The organism is Achromobacter sp. ES-001 (assembly GCF_019448355.1).
Lineage (GTDB): Bacteria > Pseudomonadota > Gammaproteobacteria > Burkholderiales > Burkholderiaceae_B > Achromobacter > Achromobacter spanius_B.
On the sequence record NZ_CP079940.1, the window covers coordinates 3,731,418 to 3,750,135 of the forward strand.

At 62.6% G+C, this 18,718-nt stretch carries 20 protein-coding genes; 4 read left to right on the top strand and 16 right to left on the bottom strand.

Features of this window, described 5'->3' with window-relative positions:
* Position 1 precedes the first annotated feature (1 nt).
* Both KYT87_RS16710 and KYT87_RS16715 read right to left on the bottom strand, forming a co-directional pair.
* A complete protein-coding gene (locus KYT87_RS16710; RefSeq protein WP_046805786.1) occupies positions 2-880 on the bottom strand; it encodes a branched-chain amino acid ABC transporter permease in 879 nt (292 codons plus the stop codon).
* Positions 880-1,704 (bottom strand): ABC transporter ATP-binding protein, encoded by an 825-nt coding sequence (locus KYT87_RS16715; RefSeq protein WP_046805787.1) that lies wholly within the window; start codon positions 1,702-1,704, stop codon positions 880-882. The genes KYT87_RS16710 and KYT87_RS16715 overlap by 1 nt, the downstream gene beginning before the upstream one ends.
* Before the next feature lie 283 nt (positions 1,705-1,987).
* Between KYT87_RS16715 and KYT87_RS16720 the strand changes: the two genes are divergently transcribed.
* Entirely contained in the window at positions 1,988-2,788 is an 801-nt protein-coding gene (locus KYT87_RS16720) for an enoyl-CoA hydratase/isomerase family protein (RefSeq protein WP_219990407.1), read from the top strand.
* Positions 2,789-2,862: 74 nt separating this feature from the next.
* On the opposite strand, the gene KYT87_RS16725 is transcribed toward KYT87_RS16720, so the two are convergent.
* Genes KYT87_RS16725 through KYT87_RS16735 form a run of 3 tightly spaced genes read right to left on the bottom strand, consistent with a single transcriptional unit; the run spans position 2,863 to position 5,881 of the window.
* Positions 2,863-3,636 (bottom strand): enoyl-CoA hydratase/isomerase family protein, encoded by a 774-nt coding sequence (locus KYT87_RS16725; RefSeq protein WP_219990408.1) that lies wholly within the window; start codon positions 3,634-3,636, stop codon positions 2,863-2,865.
* Positions 3,633-4,904: a CaiB/BaiF CoA-transferase family protein gene (locus KYT87_RS16730; RefSeq protein ID WP_255593209.1), complete on the bottom strand. Its 1,272-nt coding sequence runs from the start codon at positions 4,902-4,904 to the stop codon at positions 3,633-3,635. Before KYT87_RS16730 ends, KYT87_RS16725 begins: the two co-directional genes overlap by 4 nt.
* Before the next feature lie 5 nt (positions 4,905-4,909).
* Positions 4,910-5,881: a tripartite tricarboxylate transporter substrate binding protein gene (locus tag KYT87_RS16735; protein ID WP_219990409.1), complete on the bottom strand. Its 972-nt coding sequence runs from the start codon at positions 5,879-5,881 to the stop codon at positions 4,910-4,912.
* A gap of 128 nt (positions 5,882-6,009) precedes the next feature.
* Between KYT87_RS16735 and KYT87_RS16740 the strand changes: the two genes are divergently transcribed.
* The gene (locus KYT87_RS16740) at positions 6,010-6,945 is read left to right on the top strand and encodes a LysR family transcriptional regulator (protein WP_219990410.1); all 936 of its coding nucleotides are present in this window, start codon (positions 6,010-6,012) and stop codon (positions 6,943-6,945) included.
* Positions 6,946-6,953: 8 nt separating this feature from the next.
* On the opposite strand, the gene KYT87_RS16745 is transcribed toward KYT87_RS16740, so the two are convergent.
* The 11 genes from KYT87_RS16745 to uvrB form a co-directional block, all read right to left on the bottom strand.
* Positions 6,954-7,844 (bottom strand): methylglyoxal synthase, encoded by an 891-nt coding sequence (locus KYT87_RS16745; protein ID WP_104145022.1) that lies wholly within the window; start codon positions 7,842-7,844, stop codon positions 6,954-6,956.
* A gap of 133 nt (positions 7,845-7,977) precedes the next feature.
* Positions 7,978-8,172: a Fe-S cluster assembly protein IscX gene (gene iscX, locus KYT87_RS16750; protein WP_046805790.1), complete on the bottom strand. Its 195-nt coding sequence runs from the start codon at positions 8,170-8,172 to the stop codon at positions 7,978-7,980.
* Positions 8,172-8,513, bottom strand: a complete 342-nt coding sequence (gene fdx, locus KYT87_RS16755; protein WP_046805791.1) for an ISC system 2Fe-2S type ferredoxin — start codon at positions 8,511-8,513, stop codon at positions 8,172-8,174. The genes iscX and fdx overlap by 1 nt, the downstream gene beginning before the upstream one ends.
* A gap of 9 nt (positions 8,514-8,522) precedes the next feature.
* Entirely contained in the window at positions 8,523-10,385 is a 1,863-nt protein-coding gene (gene hscA, locus KYT87_RS16760; protein ID WP_120156162.1) for a Fe-S protein assembly chaperone HscA, read from the bottom strand.
* 73 nt (positions 10,386-10,458) lie between these two features.
* Positions 10,459-10,971 (bottom strand): Fe-S protein assembly co-chaperone HscB, encoded by a 513-nt coding sequence (gene hscB / locus KYT87_RS16765; protein ID WP_104145020.1) that lies wholly within the window; start codon positions 10,969-10,971, stop codon positions 10,459-10,461.
* Positions 10,972-10,974: 3 nt separating this feature from the next.
* Positions 10,975-11,298, bottom strand: coding sequence for an iron-sulfur cluster assembly protein IscA (gene iscA, locus KYT87_RS16770; RefSeq protein ID WP_006220173.1), 324 nt, complete (start codon positions 11,296-11,298; stop codon positions 10,975-10,977).
* 2 nt (positions 11,299-11,300) lie between these two features.
* On the bottom strand, positions 11,301-11,705 hold the full coding sequence (gene iscU / locus KYT87_RS16775) for a Fe-S cluster assembly scaffold IscU (protein ID WP_006220174.1): 405 nt from the start codon (positions 11,703-11,705) through the stop codon (positions 11,301-11,303).
* A 33-nt stretch (positions 11,706-11,738) separates the two neighbouring features.
* On the bottom strand, positions 11,739-12,950 hold the full coding sequence (locus tag KYT87_RS16780) for an IscS subfamily cysteine desulfurase (RefSeq protein ID WP_046805794.1): 1,212 nt from the start codon (positions 12,948-12,950) through the stop codon (positions 11,739-11,741).
* A gap of 21 nt (positions 12,951-12,971) precedes the next feature.
* The gene (gene iscR / locus KYT87_RS16785) at positions 12,972-13,514 is read right to left on the bottom strand and encodes a Fe-S cluster assembly transcriptional regulator IscR (protein WP_006220176.1); all 543 of its coding nucleotides are present in this window, start codon (positions 13,512-13,514) and stop codon (positions 12,972-12,974) included.
* Between the two features lie 192 nt (positions 13,515-13,706).
* Positions 13,707-14,198, bottom strand: coding sequence for a low molecular weight protein-tyrosine-phosphatase (locus tag KYT87_RS16790; protein WP_046805835.1), 492 nt, complete (start codon positions 14,196-14,198; stop codon positions 13,707-13,709).
* A 259-nt stretch (positions 14,199-14,457) separates the two neighbouring features.
* A complete protein-coding gene (gene uvrB / locus KYT87_RS16795; protein ID WP_240433893.1) occupies positions 14,458-16,587 on the bottom strand; it encodes an excinuclease ABC subunit UvrB in 2,130 nt (709 codons plus the stop codon).
* A gap of 76 nt (positions 16,588-16,663) precedes the next feature.
* Between uvrB and KYT87_RS16800 the strand changes: the two genes are divergently transcribed.
* On the top strand, positions 16,664-17,863 hold the full coding sequence (locus KYT87_RS16800) for an amino acid aminotransferase (protein WP_219990411.1): 1,200 nt from the start codon (positions 16,664-16,666) through the stop codon (positions 17,861-17,863).
* Positions 17,864-18,020: 157 nt separating this feature from the next.
* On the top strand, positions 18,021-18,668 hold the full coding sequence (lexA, locus tag KYT87_RS16805; protein ID WP_046805797.1) for a transcriptional repressor LexA: 648 nt from the start codon (positions 18,021-18,023) through the stop codon (positions 18,666-18,668).
* Positions 18,669-18,718 lie beyond the last annotated feature (50 nt).

An 18,718-nucleotide genomic window follows, 5' to 3' on the forward strand; every position in this document is an offset into this window, starting at 1 on the left:
GTCAGAGCCTCTCGATTTCACGGGTGCCGAACAGGCCGTAGGGCCTGACCATCAGCACCACGACCAGCACGATGAAAGTGGCCAGCAGCTTGAATTCGCCACCCAGATAGGCGCCTGCCCAGGCTTCCAGCAGGCCGATGAACACACCGCCCACCAGCGCCCCCGCCACGCTGTCCAGCCCGCCCACGATCACCACCACCAATACCGACAGGCCGAACACGCCCATCGACGAAGAGATGCCGCCGATGGCGCCCACGATCACGCCCGACACCGCCGCCAGCGCGCCCGCCGCCACCCAGGCCAACGAGAACACGCGCGGCACGTTGATGCCCATCGCATAGGCCGCGCCCTGATCGGACGCCGTGGCGCGCAAGGCCACGCCGCCGCGCCAGTAGCGAAACACCACCAGCACCAGCAACGCCAGCACCACCGCCACCCAGAATCCGTAGAACACCTTGGGTGCAACAAACGCCTCGCCGATCATCACGGGCGAGCGCGGCATGAATTCCGGCAAGCGCCGTTGATCCGCTGTCCAGATCAGTTCCACCACCCCCACCAGAATCGAGGCCAGGCCCACGGTCACCATGAATACCGAGATGGGCGCTTCGCCCAGCATCGGCCGTATCGTCAGCCGTTCGACCAGCGCGCCCAACGCGCCCGACACGACGACAGCACCCACAATGGCCAGCCAGATGGGCCACTGCATGCCGGTGGCAAACGCGTAGAACACATAGGCGCCCAGCATCAGGAATTCACCGATGGCGATGTTCACGACGCGCGTGGCCTTGTAGACGATGACGAACGCCAGGGCAGCCAGCGCGTACAGGCCGCCACTGCCCAGTCCCGCCAGGGTCACTTCCAGGAAGAACAGCGCATCCATCACGCGGCCTCCCGCAGGCGGCGGCGCAGGTCGCCCACATCCCCCGCGCCCAGATAGGCTTTGATGACCTCGGGGTTGGCTTGCACCTCGGCGGGCGTGCCATCGGCAATCACCTGGCCAAAGTTCAGCACCACGACGTGATCCGACAGGTCCATCACCATGCCCATGTCGTGCTCAACCATCAGCACCGTCACGCCCCACTCGGTGCGCGCATCCAGGATGAAGCGCGCCATGTCGTCGGTTTCTTCGCGATTCATGCCGGCCACGGGTTCGTCCAGCATCAGCACCTTGGGCTGCATGGCCAGCGCGCGGGCCAGTTCCACGCGCTTTTGCAACCCATAGGACAACGCCGCCACGGGCGCATGGCGGATGTGGTCGATTTCAAGAAAGTCGATGATGCGTTCTTCGATGTCAGCCCGCAGCGCCATTTCTTCGCGGCGCGCGCGTCCCAGGTACAGCAGCGCATCCAGCACGTTGGTGCGCAGGTGTGCGTGACGCCCCAGCTTGATGTTGTCCAGCACCGTCATGCCGCGAAACAGCGCGATGTTCTGAAAGCTGCGCGCCAAGCCCATCCGCGCGCGCTCGGGCGCCGCCACGCGACTGATGTCGCGGCCTTCAAATCGGATCTGGCCGGTGGCCGGCTTGTAGAAGCCGGAAATGGTGTTGAACAGCGACGTCTTGCCTGCGCCGTTGGGGCCGATGACGGTGGTGATGGTGCCGGGCGCCACCCGGAAGCCCACGCCCGTCAGCGCTTTTACGCCGCCAAAAGCCAAGGTAACGCCATCCACCTCCAGCAAGGGAGCGTGTTCGGACTGATCCACCATTTGTCTCCTCGCTGATTGATCGCGAAGTTATTTGCCGCCTTGTGGCGGACATTTTTTTTGGGCGATGAATCGGGCGACCCGCCAGGCAGGCGATGCAACGAACCTGTCTTTTACCTACGCCAATCCAGCGCCGGAAAATCGTTCAATGCGACAGTGCTATGCGGCAGTGCTATGCGTTACGCTAGGCCTGCTTAAAACAAAACCAAGCAAGCGCTCGGTTCAGACCATAGCATCGCGGTTTTTGGATCGACAGTTGGTACTTACCCGATAACGGAGACACGCCATGACCCAGGAACTTCCCACGTTCGATTCCGTGCTGCTGGAGGCGGACGGCACGCTGGCCACCGTCACGCTGAACCGCCCCGACACGCTTAACGCCATCGACGTCGCCATGGCGCGCGACCTGCAACGCGCCGCGCAATGGCTGGAAACGCAGAAGGATATTCGGGTCGTTCGGTTGCGTGCGGCGGGCAAGGCGTTTTGCGCCGGCGGCGACATCAGCATGTTCACCGGCGAAGCGGCGCAGGTGCGCGCGACCTTGCTGGACCTGTTCACGCCGCTGAATGATTTCATCGCGCGCATCGCACGCATGGACAAGATCTGGTTGGCACAAGCGCATGGCGTCGCGGCGGGCGCAGGCTTGTCGCTGGTGCTGGCCTGCGATCTGGCCATTGCCGATAACGACACACGCTTCATGACCGCGTACTTGAAGCTGGGCGCAACGCCCGACGCGGGTATGACGCACGGGCTGGTTCGCGTGCTGGGCGCACGGCGCGCGCTGGACCTGCTGCTGCGACACGATGCCTTCACGGCAAGCGATGCGTTGGCATGGGGCATTCTTAACCGCAGCGTGCCCGCTTCGGATCTGGCCGAGGCGGGTGCACGCTACGCCCAGGAACTGGCCCGCCATGCGCCGCATGGTATTGCGGGCGCGAAGGCTTTGCTGCGCAGCGCGCAGCACGCCACCTTGGAGACGCAACTGGCCGAGGAGACGGCGCGCTTTTTGGATTCCGCGGGTCGAGCGGACTTTGCCGAGGGCGTGCGCGCGTTCCGCGAAAAACGCGCGCCGCAGTTCAAGGGGTAATAGCCCAGGCAGGGGCGTTAGGGGTTCGTGAGCGGCGCGCGGCCTTCATGGACCCTCCCCGCCGTTGTTGTTCCCTACGCTTCCTTCCAAACCGGCGCACGCTTTTCCACGAACGCCGACAGTCCCTCGGCGGCATCCGGCGTGGCGGCAGCGTTGCAGAACACCTCGACGGCGGTCGCCAGCTTGCGGCGGTAGTCGTTATCGTTGGCAAACACGAACGCGCGGCGGCCCATGGCCAGCACCTGTGGCGGCTTGCTTGCCAACGATTGCGCCAACTGGCGCGCCTGCGCCAACAACTGGGCTTCTTCTTCAACGCGCGCCACCAGGCCCAGCGCGTGCGCTTCCTGCGCACTGAATGTGCGGCCGGTAAAGAGCAGATCAAACGCGCGATGCTTGCCCACGATGGCAGGCAGATGCGCGTAGTGGATGGCCGGCAGCACGCCGACATCAATTTCGGGATACCCGAACGTGGCGTTGCTGGCGGCCACGATCATGTCGCTGGAAATGGCCACCGTCATGCCGCCGCCGCGCACGGCGCCCGACACCACGGATATCGACGGCTTGGTCAGGTTGAATTGCGCGTCGTAGAGCTTGACGTACAGCCGGGACAACAGCGCATGGATTTCGCCGGCTGAACTGGCCATCAATTTCTTCATGTCCAACCCGGCGCAGAAGCGGCCGGGAAGATCGCTGGCCAGCAGCACCGCGCGCACGGCCGTATCGGCATTGGCGCGCTCCAGCGCGGCGATCAACGCATCCAGCATGTCCACATCCAGTGCATTGACCGGCGCATGGCACAGGTGAATCTCGGCGATCCGGTCGCGCACTTCGTAGCGTAGATAGGTCAAGATGGTTCTCCGAGTGCTGTGTGGGGCGACGCTTGGGCTGCTTGTTGGGGTGCTTGCTGGGGGGCTTCCTGCACGCTGCCGGCGGCAAGCAAGGCGTCGATGTCGTCGGGCGTGAAGCCCAAGTCTGCCAGAATCTCGCGGCTGTGCTGTCCAAGCAGCGGCGCAGGCATGGCGGCGTGGCGCGGCTGCTTGCCGAACCGCACGGGCAAGCCCACGTTCTGAACCGTACCCAGCACCGGATGCTGGCTGCTGACGATGAGTTCGCGTGCCGCCACCTGCGGGTGCGACAGCGCCTGGTCCAGCGTGTGTATGGCCGAACAGGCAATGCCGGCGGGCTTGAGCGTGGCGATCCAGTCGGCCACCGTTCGCGTCGCAATCCGCGCCTGCACCAATGCCACGGTCGCGTCAAAGTTGCGCACGCGCGCCGCGTTGCTGGCGAATTCCGGATCGTTCACCTTGTCCAGCAAACCGGCGACGGCACAAAAGCGCTGCCATTGTGCGTCATTGCCCACGCCCAGCATCAGGTCGCCATCCGCGGCACGAAACGCCTGATATGGGCACATCGCCGGGTGGCCCGTGCCCATGCGACGCGGAATCTGGCCAGTGCGCCAATAATTCTGCGCCATGTACGACATCAAGCCCAATGAGGTATCCAGCAACGACACGTCCAGATACTGTCCTTGCCCCGTCTGCGCACGCTGAAGCAGCGCCGCCAGAATGCCACTTAACGCAAACGACCCGGTGCCCAGGTCCACCGGTGAAAAGCTGGCGCGGGCGAAGTTGCCGCCCGGCTCGCCCATGGTGCTGATCATGCCGCTGAAGGCTTGCAGCATCACGTCATAACCGGGCTCGTCACCCATCGGCCCTTCGCGGCCATACCCGGAAATTTCGCAATAGATCAGCGCCGGATTCAGGCGGGCCAGCGTCTCGTAGTCAACGCCGAGCCGCGCGGCGGTCTTGCCGCCGAACCCCTGCAACACCACATCCGCCTGCTGGGCCAGCCGATGCACCACTGCCCTGCCCGCGTCGGATTTCAAGTCGACGGCCAGGCTGCGCTTGTTGTGGTTGACGGCCAGGAACGTGGCGGACTGCCCGGCGTCCTGCGGCAACCAGGCGCGCGTGTCGTCGCCGGTGCCCACGGGCTCGACCTTGATGACGCGCGCGCCCAGCTCGCCCAGATACTGGCCGCACAACGGGCCGGCCAGCACCTTGCTCAGATCCAGCACCGTAATGTCTTTCAGTGGCGCCATGCGCGTAGGAGTCGGCATGTTCATCATTCAGCCTTCAATCCGACGGTGTGGGCGGCATGGGTCCATTGAGCCGTTTCACGCTTGAAGAACGCATCAAGCTCGGCCGGCGGCACGGACAACGCTTCGGCGCCACGTTCCTGCATGGCCTTGCGATACGCTTCACTGGCCACCACATTGGCCACGGCCGTGCGCAGCTTTGCCACGACCTCGGGCGGCGTGCCGGCCGGCACTTGCAGCGAGAACCAGAACTTCAAGTCCAGTCCCGCGTAGCCGGCCTCTTTCAAGGTGGGCACATCCGGCAGCAGCGGCGACCGCGCGCCCGACGTGATGGCCAAGGCCCGCAGCCTGCCCGCCTGCACCTGCCCGATGCTGGTCGACATGCTGTCGAACAGAAAATCAACCTGGCCGCCGATCACATCGGTCACGGCGTTGGCGCTGCCCTTGTATGCCACGCCCACGGCGTCAAACTTCGCCAGCTTCTGCAACAGCGCGCCATACACATGCGGCGAACTGCCCGGCCCAAACGTGGCGTAGCTCAGGCCATGAGAGGCTGCGCGGCCACGCTCCACCAGCTGAGCCAGCGTCTTGACCGGCGTGCGCTCCGGGTTGACGACCAGCAGGTTCGGCATGGCGCCGGTTGTGCCAACCGGCACATAGTCGGTCAGCGGCTGCATGTTGGCGCTGGGATACATCAACGGGTTGATGGCCTGCATGCCAACGGTGTTGTGCATCAGCGTGTAGCCGTCGGCGGGCCCATTCAGCACACTTTGATAGCCGACGTTGCCGCTGGCGCCCGGCTTGTTCTGCACGATGACTTGCTGGCCCAACTCGCGCGACAGCGGATCAGCCACCAGGCGTGCGATGAAATCCGTGGGGCCGCCCGCGGAAAACGGCACCAGCAACGTAATGGGTTTGGACGGCCAGGTATCCGCGACCGCGGGCGTGGCCAGAACCGCCGCGGCAATCGCGGTGGCCAGTGCTTTCATCAGCGCCATGATGTCTCCTTGTGTTTTTTCGATGGTGGCGGCTGCATTATGCAAAGCGGGTAGTTATATGAGAAATACCGTTTTTATATGCTGGCTATCATAAAATTGTTATAGGCAATCCCGACCAGGACCTTTCAATGTCGATGTCGATTCGTGCAATGCAGTGCTTTGTTGCGGTGGTTTCAACCGGCTCGATCAGCCGTGCGGCGGCCGCGCTGCATGTCGCGCAGCCCGCGCTTAGCCTGTTGATCCGCAACCTCGAAGAAGATTTGGGCGTGGTGCTGCTGCACCGGACATCGCGCGGCGTCACCGCCACCGCCGCTGGGGCACGACTGTTGTCTCACGCCCGCGAGATACTGGGCCGCATCGACGCGGCGCGCGCCGATGTGCGCGAAGACCTGGTCGCCCCGCGCGGCACGGTGTCCTTGGCCATGTCAATGTCCATGGCCAAGCTTGTGGCCGTACCGCTGCTGCGATTCAGCCTGCAAACCTGGCCCGACGTCTATTTGAAGATCATCGAATCCAGCACCGGATACATCCCGGGTTTCGTCAGTTCGGGACACGCCGACCTGGGCCTGACGTTCAGCGACGACGCGGCCGTGGACCTGCGTTTTCAGCATTTGATCGATGAGGAACTGGCGGTGGTGTCGCCACCGGCAGCACGCGGTGGTGCAAAAGCGTGGTCCGGGCAGTTGGCCGCGTTACCCAAGATGGGGATAGGCGCCCTGGCCAAACTACCGCTGGTTCTGCCCGGCAATCCACATAGTTTGCGGCGGCTGCTGGACAATTATCAGCAGCAGGAACGCACGGCGTTTCGCGTCATTGCAGAAGCCAACGCGATCCCGCAATTGATAGAACTGGTTCGCGCCGGGCTGGCGCACACGATCCTGTCCTACGAAGCCGTGCGCAAAGAGGCGATGCGCGGCGAGGTGTCGCTGCGCCGGATAAAAGCGCCGCGCCTGACGCGGCCGGTATTCTTATGCCGTTCGGACGTGCTGCCGCTGTCCATGGCGGCCACCGCCGTGGCGGACCGGGTAAGCCGGATCATCATCGATGGCGGCTTGCCCGGCTAGCACAGGCGTCAGATCAGGCCCACGCGCTTCTCGACCGCCTGCGCCCAGCGCCGCGCCACGGTCGGCGAGGTTGCGCAGGTGGCGGAGTCCGTCACCACGCGCACGGCGCGTTCAAGCAGTTGAATGTCGGCCTCGTGCTGGCGCGCCACATGCGGGTCTTCGAAGAAGATCACGCGCTGGCACTGATGCTCAAGCACCAGTTCGGCAATCTGCGCGTCGCCGCCCAGCGGACCGCTCAGGTAGCGATGCACCCACGGCGTATCCTTGGGCCACCCGCGCGACCATGCCAATTCGTTCAGCCGGCCGCCGGTTGTGCCTGTCGCCACGCGCCGGGCAAACTGCGACAACACGTCGAAATGCTCGCTGGCAAAGGCCACCATCTCGTCTTTGAGCGCATCGTGCGCGATCATGGCCAGCGTCTGGCCCGTGAAGTTGAACAGGCGCGACACGGACGCATCAGGCGCCAACCCGGCATGCACGCGTTCCACTTCCATCCATTCGATGGCACCGGCCACCGTTGAAATAAACGGCCGGCCATGCGTGATGCACTGGCGCTTTAACGCCAAGGCTTCCGGGAAAATCGACGACGGATCCACCGGGTCGATCAGATAGATAGCGCCGTCGAACGGCGCCTGCCCGTCGCGCCCTTCGGTCACGCGCGCCACCAGCTTCATCAGTCCGCCTTCGCGCCCGTAGGGATACCGGATCAGCCCGCTGTAGCCTTGCAACATCCCTTCGCGCACGATGGCGTCATGGGTGCGGCCGACGGTGTGCAGTTGGACTCCCAGCTCGCGTATCGTGGACGAGCACGCGCGCAACCAGGTGAACAAAGCGGCATCGGGGGTTTCGTGGTGCAGCCGGTTGGCGGCCAGGCCAAAGCGCAATGGAGCAGCGGGCATCAGTAGACTCGGACAAGGTGGAACACAACGTACGGATCCTTGATGATAACGTGGCCGCTTGACGCCGGCACGGCGGCACGACGTCCGCGCAAACAAAAACGCCCCCATCCGGGAGCGTATTTGTTTGATGCGGTCAGTCCGCTTCGTCGATCCAGGCCATCTGGATGGCTTCAAGGATTTTTTCGCCACAGTGGGCGGGGTCGTCGTTGAAACCGGGCAAGGCCATGACCCATTCGCGCAGCTGCGTGAAGCGCAGCGTTTTGGGGTCCACGTCAGGATGCGCGTCGACCAGGGCGGCCGCAACGTCGTAGGTATCGGTCCACTTCATCAATGGCCCTCTTTGGCATGGTTGATGGTGTACTTGGGAATTTCAACCGTCAGGTCAGCATCGGTCACCAGCGCCTGGCACGACAGGCGCGACGTGGGCGTCAAGCCCCAAGCCTTGTCCAGCAAGTCCTCTTCGTCGTCCGTCGCGTCTTCCAGTGCAGAATAGCCCTGCTTGATGACCACATGACAGGTGGTGCACGCACACGATAGTTCGCAGGCGTGTTCGATGTCGATATGGTTGTCCAGCAAAATGCGGCAGATCGACACGCCCTTGGGCGCGTCCTCGATTACGGCGCCTTCAGGGCAGTAGTCGGGATGAGGCAATACAGTCAGTTTCGGCATAGCGTCTTATCAGGCAATCTCATCAAGTTTTCGACCCGCCAAGGCGGCGCGAATGCTGCGGTCCATGCGGCGCGCGGCGAAGTCGTCGGTTGCGGCCGACAAGGCCTGCACGGCGCCCTTCACGGTGTCCACATCGTCGGCAGCTTGGGCGTCGATGGCGGCTTGCAGGCATTCATCAACGCGGCGGCGCTCGTCGGCGTCCAGAAGGTCGCCGTCAACCGCCAGCGCGGCTTGTACGGACTCCACCAACTGGCGCGCGTCCACTTGCTGCTCGCGCAACATGCGGGCGCGGGCGTCGGTATCGGCTTGCGCCACGCTGTCGGCCAGCATCTGGGCAATTTCGTCGTCGCTTAATCCGTAAGACGGCTTGACCGACACGGCGGCCTCGACGCCCGTGCTTTGCTCGCGCGCAGTCACGCTGAGCAAGCCGTCGGCATCCACCTGGAACGTCACGCGGATGCGCGCGGCGCCCGCCACCATCGGCGGAATGCCGCGCAGTTCGAAGCGAGCCAGGGAACGGGAGTCCGCCACCAGGTCGCGTTCGCCCTGCACCACATGAATGCTCATGGCAGTCTGGCCGTCCTTGAACGTGGTGAACTCCTGGGCGCGCGCCACGGGAATGGTGCTGTTGCGCGGGATCACCCGTTCAACCAGCCCGCCCATGGTTTCCAGACCCAGCGACAGCGGAATCACGTCCAGCAGCAGCCAATCTTCACCCGGTGCGCGATTACCGGCCAGCAGATTCGCCTGCAACGCCGCGCCCAGCGCGACGACTTGATCCGGGTCCAGGTCGGTCAGGGGCTCCGTGCCAAACACCTTGCCCACTGCGGCCCGCACGACAGGCATGCGCGTCGCGCCACCCACCATCACCACGCCTTTCACGTCCGCCGGCGTCAAAGACGCATCGCGCAGCGCGCGGCGCGCGCAATCCAGCGTGCGTTCGATAAGCGGCTGGGCCAAGGTTTCGAATTCGGCGCGGGTCAGTACCAGATCCACGTTGCGGCCGTCGGCCAGCGCCAGCTTCAGCGTCGCGCTGTCCGCGCTGGACAAGGCTTCACGCGCGGCGCGCGCAGCCATCAACAAACCACGCCGGTCAGCGGCAGAAAACTCGCCGGCCGCCAGCTTGGCCACAGCGTGATCGACAATCAACGCATCAAAATCGTCACCCCCCAGCGCCGTATCGCCGCCGGTGGAGATCACTTCGAATACGCCCTGCGTCAGCCGCAAGATGGAAATATCAAAGGTGCCGCCGCCCAGGTCATAGACGGCGTAAACGCCTTCCGATGCGTGGTCCAAGCCATAGGCGATGGCGGCAGCGGTCGGTTCGTTCAGAAGGCGCAGTACGTTCAGCCCGGCCAGCCGCGCGGCGTCGCGCGTTGCCTGGCGCTGGGCGTCGTCAAAGTAAGCGGGCACGGTAATCACCGCGCCCACCAAGTCATCGCCCAATACGTCTTCGGCGCGCTGACGCAGCACCGCCAGAATCTGGGCCGACACTTCAACAGGGCTCAAATCGCCCTGCACCGTGCGGATCCGGACCATGCCGGGCGCGTCCACGAATTCATAAGGCGCACGCGTGGCACGCGCCTCTTCCAGCGAACGGCCCATGAATCGCTTCACGGAAACTACGGTATTCAAGGGGTCTTCGGCTTGCTGCGCGAGGGGCTCGCGGCCCGTTGTGACTTTGCCACCCGGCAGGTAGCGCACCGCCGACGGCAGCAGGGCATGGCCCTGCGCATCGGGCAGCACTTCAGCCACGCTGCTGCGCACTGCCGCAACGAGGGAATTGGTAGTGCCCAGATCGATCCCCACCGCCAGCTTGCGCTGGTGCGGCGCGGGCGATTCACCGGGCTCGGATATCTGCAATAAGGCCATGATCTATTTTTTTCTGGTCAGTTGGCGGCGATGTGCAGGCACCCGGTGCTCGGGCGCCACAACGCAGCGTTGGCTATCCAGCGGGCTGGGCGTGCGCCAGCTCTTGCGCCAGTTTTTCCACGAACATCCATTCGCGTACCTTAAGGCCCGCGGCGGCATGGTCGTGCTCATCGTCCAGCAGGCGCTTAAGCGTGGCGCGCATCGACACGCGAGCCTCGTCCAGTTCCGTGCGCAGGGTCGCCAGCGCGTCAGCGTCGTCGCGCGCGTCGTCCAGCATTTCGCGCCACGTCATCTGCTGCATCAGGAACGCCGTGTCCATGGACGTGTTGCTCTCGGTCTGCAAGTCCACGCCCGCCTGTTCGCACAGATAGCGGGCCCGCAGCAAGGGATCGCGCAAAACGCGATACGCCTCATTGGCGCGCGCCGCCCATTGCATGGCGACACGGCGCTCGGCGGGGCTGGCGGTGGCATAGCGATCGGGATGCACCTGCGCCGCGACGGCTCGCCACGAGGTTTCCAGTGCTTGCGCATCCAGGTCAAAGCGGGCCGGCAAGCCGAACAGGCTGAAGTGGTCGTCTACAGCCAAGACTTACACCGTGAACGACTCGCCGCAGCCGCAGGTCGCCTTCTCGTTGGGGTTGCGGAACTTGAAGCCTTCGTTCAGGCCTTCCCGGGCGTAATCAAGCTCGGTTCCGTCCAGGTAAGCCAGGCTTTTGGGGTCAATGAAGACCTTTACGCCGAAGCTCTCGAACACGACGTCTTCCGGCGCCGAGTCGTCCACATATTCCAACTTGTAGGCCATGCCGGAACAGCCCGTCGTCCTAACGCCGAGCCGCAAGCCGATACCCTTTCCGCGCTTTTGCAAGTAGCGGCCGATGTGGGTGGCAGCCTGTTGGGTCAGGGTAACGGACATGATCAGCCTGCCACCGCTTCGGCTGGGGCCGAATGCTTCTCTTTGTAGTTCTGCACCGCGGCCTTGATAGCGTCTTCGGCCAGGATGGAACAGTGCACCTTCACCGGCGGCAGCGCCAATTCTTCGGCGATCTGCGTGTTGCGGATGTTCATCGCTTGATCCAGCGTCTTGCCCTTGACCCATTCGGTCACGAGCGAGCTGGACGCAATGGCGGAGCCGCAGCCGTAGGTCTTGAAACGCGCGTCTTCGATCACGCCGGCTTCATTGACCTTGATCTGCAACTTCATGACGTCGCCACAGGCGGGCGCGCCGACCATGCCGGTGCCAACCGATTCGTCCGACTTGTCGAACGAACCGACGTTGCGCGGGTTTTCGTAGTGATCCAGAACTTTGGTGCTGTAAGACATGTTATTTCTCCACGTATTTCTTGGCGCGGGCGCTTAGTGCGCGGCCCACTGCACAGTGTTCAAGTCAATGCCTTCCTTGGCCATTTCCCACAGCGGCGACATATCGCGCAGCTTGCCAACGCGGCTCTTGAGCAATTCAATCGCGTAGTCCACTTCCTTTTCGGTCGTGAAGCGGCCGAGCGTGAAACGGATGGAACTGTGCGCCAGTTCGTCATTGCGGCCCAGGGCACGCAACACGTACGACGGTTCCAAGCTGGCCGACGTGCAAGCCGAGCCGCTGGAAACGGCCAGTTCCTTGATCGCCATGATCAGGGACTCGCCTTCGACATAGTTGAAGCTGACGTTCAAGTTGTGCGGCACGCGCTGGTCCATGTCGCCGTTCAGATAGACCTCTTCGATCTGCGACAGGCCATTCCACAGGCGATCACGCAGCATGCGGATGCGCTCGTTTTCGGTACCCATTTCTTCGCGCGCCAGGCGGAAAGCCTCGCCCATGCCGACAATCTGGTGCGTAGCCAGCGTGCCCGAGCGGAAACCGCGCTCGTGGCCGCCACCGTGCATTTGCGCTTCGATACGGATGCGCGGCTTGCGACGCACATACAGCGCGCCGATGCCCTTCGGGCCGTACGTCTTGTGCGCCGAAAACGACATCAGATCAACCTTCAGCTTTTGCAGGTCGATTTCCACCTTGCCAGTCGCCTGAGCGGCGTCGACGTGGAAAATGATGCCCTTTTCGCGGCAGATTTCGCCCAGCGATTCGATGTCCTGGATAACGCCGATTTCGTTGTTCACCATCATCACCGACACCAGCACCGTATCAGGTCGCAGCGCGGCTTTGAACGTGTCCAGGTCGATCAGACCGTCGTCCTTCACGTTCAGGTAGGTGACTTCAAAACCCTGGCGTTCCAGCTCGCGACAGGTGTCAAGCACTGCTTTGTGCTCGGTCTTGACGGTGATGACGTGCTTGCCGCGTTCCGCGTAGAAATTCGCAGCGCCCTTGATGGCCAGGTTATTGGACTCGGTCGCACCAGAAGTCCAGACGATCTCGCGCGGGTCGGCGTTGACCAGCTTGGCGACTTCTTCGCGGGCGCGTTCGACGGCTTCTTCCGAATCCCAACCATACGCATGGCTACGGGAGGCCGGATTGCCGAAGTTCTCGTACAGCCACGGCACCATCTTGTCCACGACGCGCGGGTCGACGGGGGTGGTGGCCGAATAATCAAAATAAATCGGACGGGTGGTCATGTCTACAACTCCTGATACTGCTTATACGGTGGCGTTAGCCGCGACGGTCGTGGTCGGGGAATTGGCAGCGGCATTGGCGCCGCCCACCCGATTGACACGTACTGCGCAGGCCTGCGCTTGATTGCTGGCTTCCTGCAACTGGCGCACGCGCTGCTGATCGACCAGATCTTGCAGGGACACCGAATCCAGGTAATCGACCATCTTGCGGTTCAACGTCGCCCAGAGTTCGTGCGTCATGCACTTACCCGGCTTGCCGTCATTGCCGCTTGTACAGTCGCGCTTGCCGCCACAGCTGGTGGCGTCCAGCGGCTCGTCCACTGCAAAGATGATGTCCGCGACGGTCACATTGCGTGCAAGGCGCGCAAGCGAATAACCGCCGCCCGGGCCGCGCACGCTGTCCACGAGTTCGTGGCGACGCAGTTTCCCGAACAGCTGTTCCAGATAGGAAAGCGAGATGTTTTGACGCTGGCTGATGGCCGCAAGAGTGACCGGGCCGCTGTGCTGGCGCATCGCGAGATCGATCATGGCAGTCACGGCGAAACGCCCTTTGGTAGTTAGCCGCATGGTGGGTTCCCTGTGATTCGGCAATGGCCGCCAGCGAATCCGGCGGTCAATACCCGAGTAATTGGGTCAAGTATAGCCTATTCCCGACTAATTTGGTATGGCTCCTGGCCAGAAAAAACCGCGCTGTTGCGCGGTTTTTTCGTTGCCATGTACCCCAAGAGCCGCACTGTGAGCGGCTCTACGGAAAAGCGGTCAGGCCGCTTGGTACTGGGTAGCGCGCTTGCGGACCAATTCCAGGACACCTTGGCAGGCGTCTTCCAAGTAATCGAGAACCTTGCCAAAACCATCCGCGCCGCCATAGTAAGGATCGGGCACAGTGGCCTCTTCAAACTCATTGGCGAAGCGCATCAGCAGCATCAGCTTGTGCTGATAGGTCTTGGGGCACTGCTGCTGCATCGCAGACAGGTTGTCCCAATCCATGGCGAGGATAAGATCGAAGTCGCGGAAATCCTCTGCGGTGACCTGACGGGCCTCACAGTGCGTGATCTCGTAGCCGCGTTTACGTGCCGCAGCCTGCGCCCGGGCATCAGGCGCCTCGCCGATATGAAACGCATGCGTGCCCGCAGAGTCAATGCGAACAACGTCGCTCAACCCCGCGTCATTCACCAAATGGCGAAACACGCCCTCTGCGCTCGGCGAGCGACAGATATTGCCCATGCAAACGAAAAGTACCTTGGTCATCATGGGAGTAAGTGTGAGGGAAAACCCGAGATAAGGCAAGCTTTTTTTGCAAAGAAACAAATGAGTAAAGGTCGGCCGGGGTGTTAAAAAACCCCTTTAGTATCAAATAGTTATCGAGATATTTAAACGTCACCCCTCCACTCCCAGTGGGCGCCAGGCGCCCTTTCCTGCTGTGCGCGCATATCGATCGTCCTTCGCACCATTTTCAGCATTATGTCAGCTACCTGTCAGCCCATACCGACGCGCTGCGCGGCGCGAGCGCTTATACGGCCCCATCAAGAAGAACACGTTGCTTCAGCGCGGTAAGCGCATCGCGCGCGGCAGCGGCCTGCTCGAATTCCAGATTTCGAGCGTGGTCCATCATCAGCTTCTCCAAGCGCTTCAACTCGCGAGCCAAGGCCTTCTCGTCCTTGAGGAACTCGGCTGGCACGGCGGCCTCAAGGGCGTCGTGCTGCACTGGCGCGACGATGCCGTCGATCAGCTCACGCACGGCCTTGCGGACGCCGCGCGCCGTAATGCCATTGTCGATATTAAACTGCAGCTGCTTGGCGCGCCGACGGCTGGTTTCCTCCATCGCGCGCTGCATCGAATCCGTAATGCGGTCTGCATAGAGAATGGCGTGGCCGTTCAGGTTGCGGGCCGCGCGGCCAATCGTCTGGATCAAGCTGCGCTCGGATCGGAGGAAGCCTTCCTTGTCGGCGTCAAGAATGGCCACGAGCGAAACCTCGGGAATATCCAGCCCCTCGCGCAGCAGGTTGATGCCCACCAACACATCAAAGGTGCCCAGGCGCAGGTCCCGCAGGATTTCCACGCGCTCGACGGTATCAATGTCGGAGTGCAAGTAGCGCACCTTGACGCCGTGTTCGCTAAGGAAATCCGTCAAATCCTCGGCCATGCGTTTGGTCAGGGTGGTGACCAGCACCCGCTCGCCCACCGAAACCCGCGCCTTGATTTGGCCCAGCAAGTCGTCCACCTGGGTGCGGGCCGGCAATACCTCGACCAAAGGATCGACCAAGCCAGTGGGCCGAACGACCTGCTCAACGACGTTGTCAGCGTGTTCTTTCTCGTAAGCCGCTGGCGTGGCCGACACGAAGACGCATTGGCGCATCCGCGCCTCGAATTCTTCAAGCTTGAGGGGTCGATTGTCCATCGCGGATGGCAACCGGAACCCATATTGCACCAACGTTTCCTTGCGCGACCGGTCGCCGCGATACATGGCGCTGAGTTGGCCAATGGTCACGTGGCTTTCGTCGATGAACATCAGCGCGTCGGACGGCAGGTAATCGATCAACGTGGGTGGCGGGTCGCCTGGTGCGGCGCCGGACAGGTGGCGGGAGTAGTTTTCGATCCCCTTGCAAAAGCCTAACTCCTGCAGCATTTCCAGATCGAACCGCGTGCGCTGTTCCAGACGCTGGGCTTCGACCAGATGACCGTCGTCCACGAAGCGTTTGACACGCTCTCGCAGCTCCACCTTGATCGTTTCAATCGCGCGCAGAACCGTATCGCGCGGGGTGACGTAATGCGACCCGGGATACACGGTAAACCGTGGCAGCTTTTGCCGAATGCGGCCCGTCAGGGGATCAAACAACTCCAGGCTTTCGATCTCGTCATCAAAAAGCGTCAGGCGCAGCGCCAGCTCGGGGCTTTCTGCCGGGAAGATGTCGATGGTTTCGCCACGGACCCGGAACGCCCCCCGCGTGAATTCGGCGTCATTGCGGGTGTATTGCATGGCAACCAGACGCGCCAGGATTTCCCGCCGCGAGATCTGGTCTCCGCTGCGCAGAATCAAAACCATCGCGTGGTAGTCGCCGGGATTACCAATACCGTAGATGCAAGACACCGTGCCGACAATAATAGTGTCCCGGCGTTCAAGCAGGCTCTTGGTAGCCGATAGACGCATTTGTTCGATGTGCTCATTGATGGACGAATCCTTTTCAATGAACAGGTCGCGCGTCGGGACATAGGCCTCGGGCTGGTAATAGTCGTAGTACGAAACGAAATACTCGACCGCGTTCTTCGGAAAGAACTCCCGCATTTCGGCATATAGCTGCGCCGCAAGCGTTTTGTTGGGCGCCAACACCAGCGCAGGGCGTCCCAGCCGCGCGATCACGTTCGCCATGGTGTAGGTCTTGCCCGAGCCCGTCACGCCCAGCAGCGTCTGGAACATCAGGCCGTCTTCGATACCCTGGGTCAACCCGTTGATCGCGGTGGGCTGATCGCCGGCCGGAGGATAGGGCTGGAACAGCTGGAACGGGCTACCGGGATATTCCACAAAGCGCGGTTCCGCGCCAGCAACGGGCGGTGCGTCAGCCGATACTGGTACCACGGCATTTCCAGCGAGATTCTGGGCCAGATCTCCCGCGCCGCTCGGGTCTATTGGGCTGTTTGGCATGCTAGACTGTTCCAGGGTAAACCCCCCATTATCCACAGCACCTCGTACTGCGTCCACCCATCCTCATCAGAGTCCCATGAGCAACCTTTTCGATTCCGTCGAACTCGCGCCGCGCGACCCCATTCTTGGTCTGAACGAACAATTCAACGCGGACACGCGTCCGGGTAAAGTCAACCTGGGCGTGGGCGTGTACTACGACGACCAGGGACGGATCCCCCTGTTGGGCGCCGTTCGCAAGGCCGAAACCGCCCGCATCGAAGCGGCCGCCGCTCGCGGCTATTTGCCCATCGAAGGCATCGCCGGCTACAACCAGGGCGCTCAAGCCCTGTTGCTGGGTAAGGATTCCGCGTTGGCCGCAGCCGGTCGCGTGTTGACCACCCAAGCGCTGGGCGGCACCGGCGCGCTTAAGATTGGCGCCGACTTCCTGCGCCAATTGCTGCCCTCTTCCAAGGTGTTGATCAGCAACCCCAGCTGGGAAAACCACCGTGCGCTGTTCGAGCGCGCCGGCTTTGAGGTCGGCACGTATTCGTACTATGACGCTTCCACCCGCGGCCTGAACTTCGAAGCCATGCTGGCGGACTTGAAAGCAGCCCCGGCGCAGACCGTCGTCGTGCTGCACGCGTGCTGCCACAACCCGACCGGTGTGGACCCCACGCCGGAGCAATGGAAGCAGATCGCCGCGGTTGTGAAGGAAAACAACCTGGTTCCGTTCCTGGACATCGCCTACCAGGGCTTTGGCGAGGGCCTGACCGAGGACGCCGTCGTCGTGCGCATGTTCGCCGATCTGGACATGACCATGTTCATCAGCTCGTCGTTCTCGAAGTCGTTCTCGCTTTACGGTGAACGCGTGGGCGCACTGACGATCGTCGCTGGCAGCAAGGAAGCGGCGGGCCGCGTCCTGAGCCAGCTCAAGCGCGTCATTCGCACCAACTATTCCAACCCGCCGACCCACGGCGGCACGGTGGTGTCGACGGTGCTGAACACGCCGGAACTGTTCGCCATGTGGGAAGAAGAACTTGCCGGCATGCGCGACCGCATCCGCCTGATGCGCAAGCAATTGGTGGAAAAGATCAAGGAACACGGCGCCAAGCAGGACTTCAGCTTTGTCCTGCAGCAACGCGGCATGTTCTCGTACTCGGGCCTGACGTCGGCTCAAGTGGATCGCCTGCGCGAAGAGCATGGCGTGTACGCGGTGTCCAGCGGCCGCATCTGCGTGGCTGCGCTGAACAGCGGCAACATTGACAAGGTAGCTGCCGGCATCGCCGCCGTGCTGTAACGCCTGCCTGTACGGGCCGTCCGAGGCCCTGTTATGACGAAACGGAGCCCTGCGGCTCCGTTTTGCTTTCGGGCCCGCCGCCGGCTTGCTTTTTTCCGCTACGTCCCCCAGAATGGCGCTGTATATATGTACAGTCCGCTTATACCGGATCACCGCCATGGCCAGCAAACTCACCGACCGCCAGCAACAAATCCTGGACCTCATCCGGCAGACCGTCACGCGCACCGGCTTTCCGCCAACGCGCGCCGAAATCGCCCAGGCCCTTGGTTTCCGTTCACCGAATGCGGCAGAAGACCACCTCAAGGCATTAGCCCGCAAGGGTGCTATCGAGCTCACCGCCGGCGCCTCGCGAGGCATACGGTTGAAAGACGGGCCCTCCCAGTCTCAGACGTCTCTGGCCATACCTTCTTTGGCGCAGTTGCTGCTGCCGTTGGTCGGGCGCGTTGCGGCAGGCAGCCCTATCCTTGCGGCCGAACACGTCGAACGCGAGGTTGGCGTGGACCCCCATCTTTTTGCCCAAGCGCCCGATTACCTGCTGAAGGTGCGCGGCATGAGCATGCGGGATGCGGGCATTCTGGAAGGTGACTTGCTTGCGGTGAAGAAGGCCTCTGAAGCGCGCAACGGCCAGATCGTCGTGGCACGTTTGGGCGACGACGTGACGGTCAAGCGCCTGCAACGCACCAATGGGCACATCGAACTGCTGCCGGAAAATCCGGACTTTCAAACCATCATCGTTGAAGCAGACCAAGAGTTCGCGCTGGAAGGCATCGCCGTCGGTTTAATCCGTACGCACGCGTTGCACTGACGCAGCACGGGGTAGATCAGGCACGGTCTGCCTAGCCTCGCCGTAGCGTT

Coding starts and splice junctions, on each gene's coding strand:
- KYT87_RS16720 (WP_219990407.1), top strand. CDS start 1,988: ATGACCCAGGAACTTCCCACGTTCGATTCCGTGCTGCTGGAGGCGGAC.
- KYT87_RS16735 (WP_219990409.1), bottom strand. CDS start 5,881: ATGGCGCTGATGAAAGCACTGGCCACCGCGATTGCCGCGGCGGTTCTG.
- fdx (WP_046805791.1), bottom strand. CDS start 8,513: ATGCCGAAACTGACTGTATTGCCTCATCCCGACTACTGCCCTGAAGGC.
- KYT87_RS16710 (WP_046805786.1), bottom strand. CDS start 880: ATGGATGCGCTGTTCTTCCTGGAAGTGACCCTGGCGGGACTGGGCAGT.
- KYT87_RS16790 (WP_046805835.1), bottom strand. CDS start 14,198: ATGATGACCAAGGTACTTTTCGTTTGCATGGGCAATATCTGTCGCTCG.
- lexA (WP_046805797.1), top strand. CDS start 18,021: ATGGCCAGCAAACTCACCGACCGCCAGCAACAAATCCTGGACCTCATC.
- hscA (WP_120156162.1), bottom strand. CDS start 10,385: ATGGCCTTATTGCAGATATCCGAGCCCGGTGAATCGCCCGCGCCGCAC.
- KYT87_RS16780 (WP_046805794.1), bottom strand. CDS start 12,950: ATGACCACCCGTCCGATTTATTTTGATTATTCGGCCACCACCCCCGTC.
- KYT87_RS16800 (WP_219990411.1), top strand. CDS start 16,664: ATGAGCAACCTTTTCGATTCCGTCGAACTCGCGCCGCGCGACCCCATT.
- iscX (WP_046805790.1), bottom strand. CDS start 8,172: ATGAAGTGGACCGATACCTACGACGTTGCGGCCGCCCTGGTCGACGCG.
- iscA (WP_006220173.1), bottom strand. CDS start 11,298: ATGTCCGTTACCCTGACCCAACAGGCTGCCACCCACATCGGCCGCTAC.
- iscR (WP_006220176.1), bottom strand. CDS start 13,514: ATGCGGCTAACTACCAAAGGGCGTTTCGCCGTGACTGCCATGATCGAT.
- KYT87_RS16740 (WP_219990410.1), top strand. CDS start 6,010: ATGTCGATGTCGATTCGTGCAATGCAGTGCTTTGTTGCGGTGGTTTCA.
- iscU (WP_006220174.1), bottom strand. CDS start 11,705: ATGTCTTACAGCACCAAAGTTCTGGATCACTACGAAAACCCGCGCAAC.
- KYT87_RS16715 (WP_046805787.1), bottom strand. CDS start 1,704: ATGGTGGATCAGTCCGAACACGCTCCCTTGCTGGAGGTGGATGGCGTT.
- uvrB (WP_240433893.1), bottom strand. CDS start 16,587: ATGCCAAACAGCCCAATAGACCCGAGCGGCGCGGGAGATCTGGCCCAG.
- KYT87_RS16730 (WP_255593209.1), bottom strand. CDS start 4,904: ATGCCGACTCCTACGCGCATGGCGCCACTGAAAGACATTACGGTGCTG.
- KYT87_RS16745 (WP_104145022.1), bottom strand. CDS start 7,844: ATGCCCGCTGCTCCATTGCGCTTTGGCCTGGCCGCCAACCGGCTGCAC.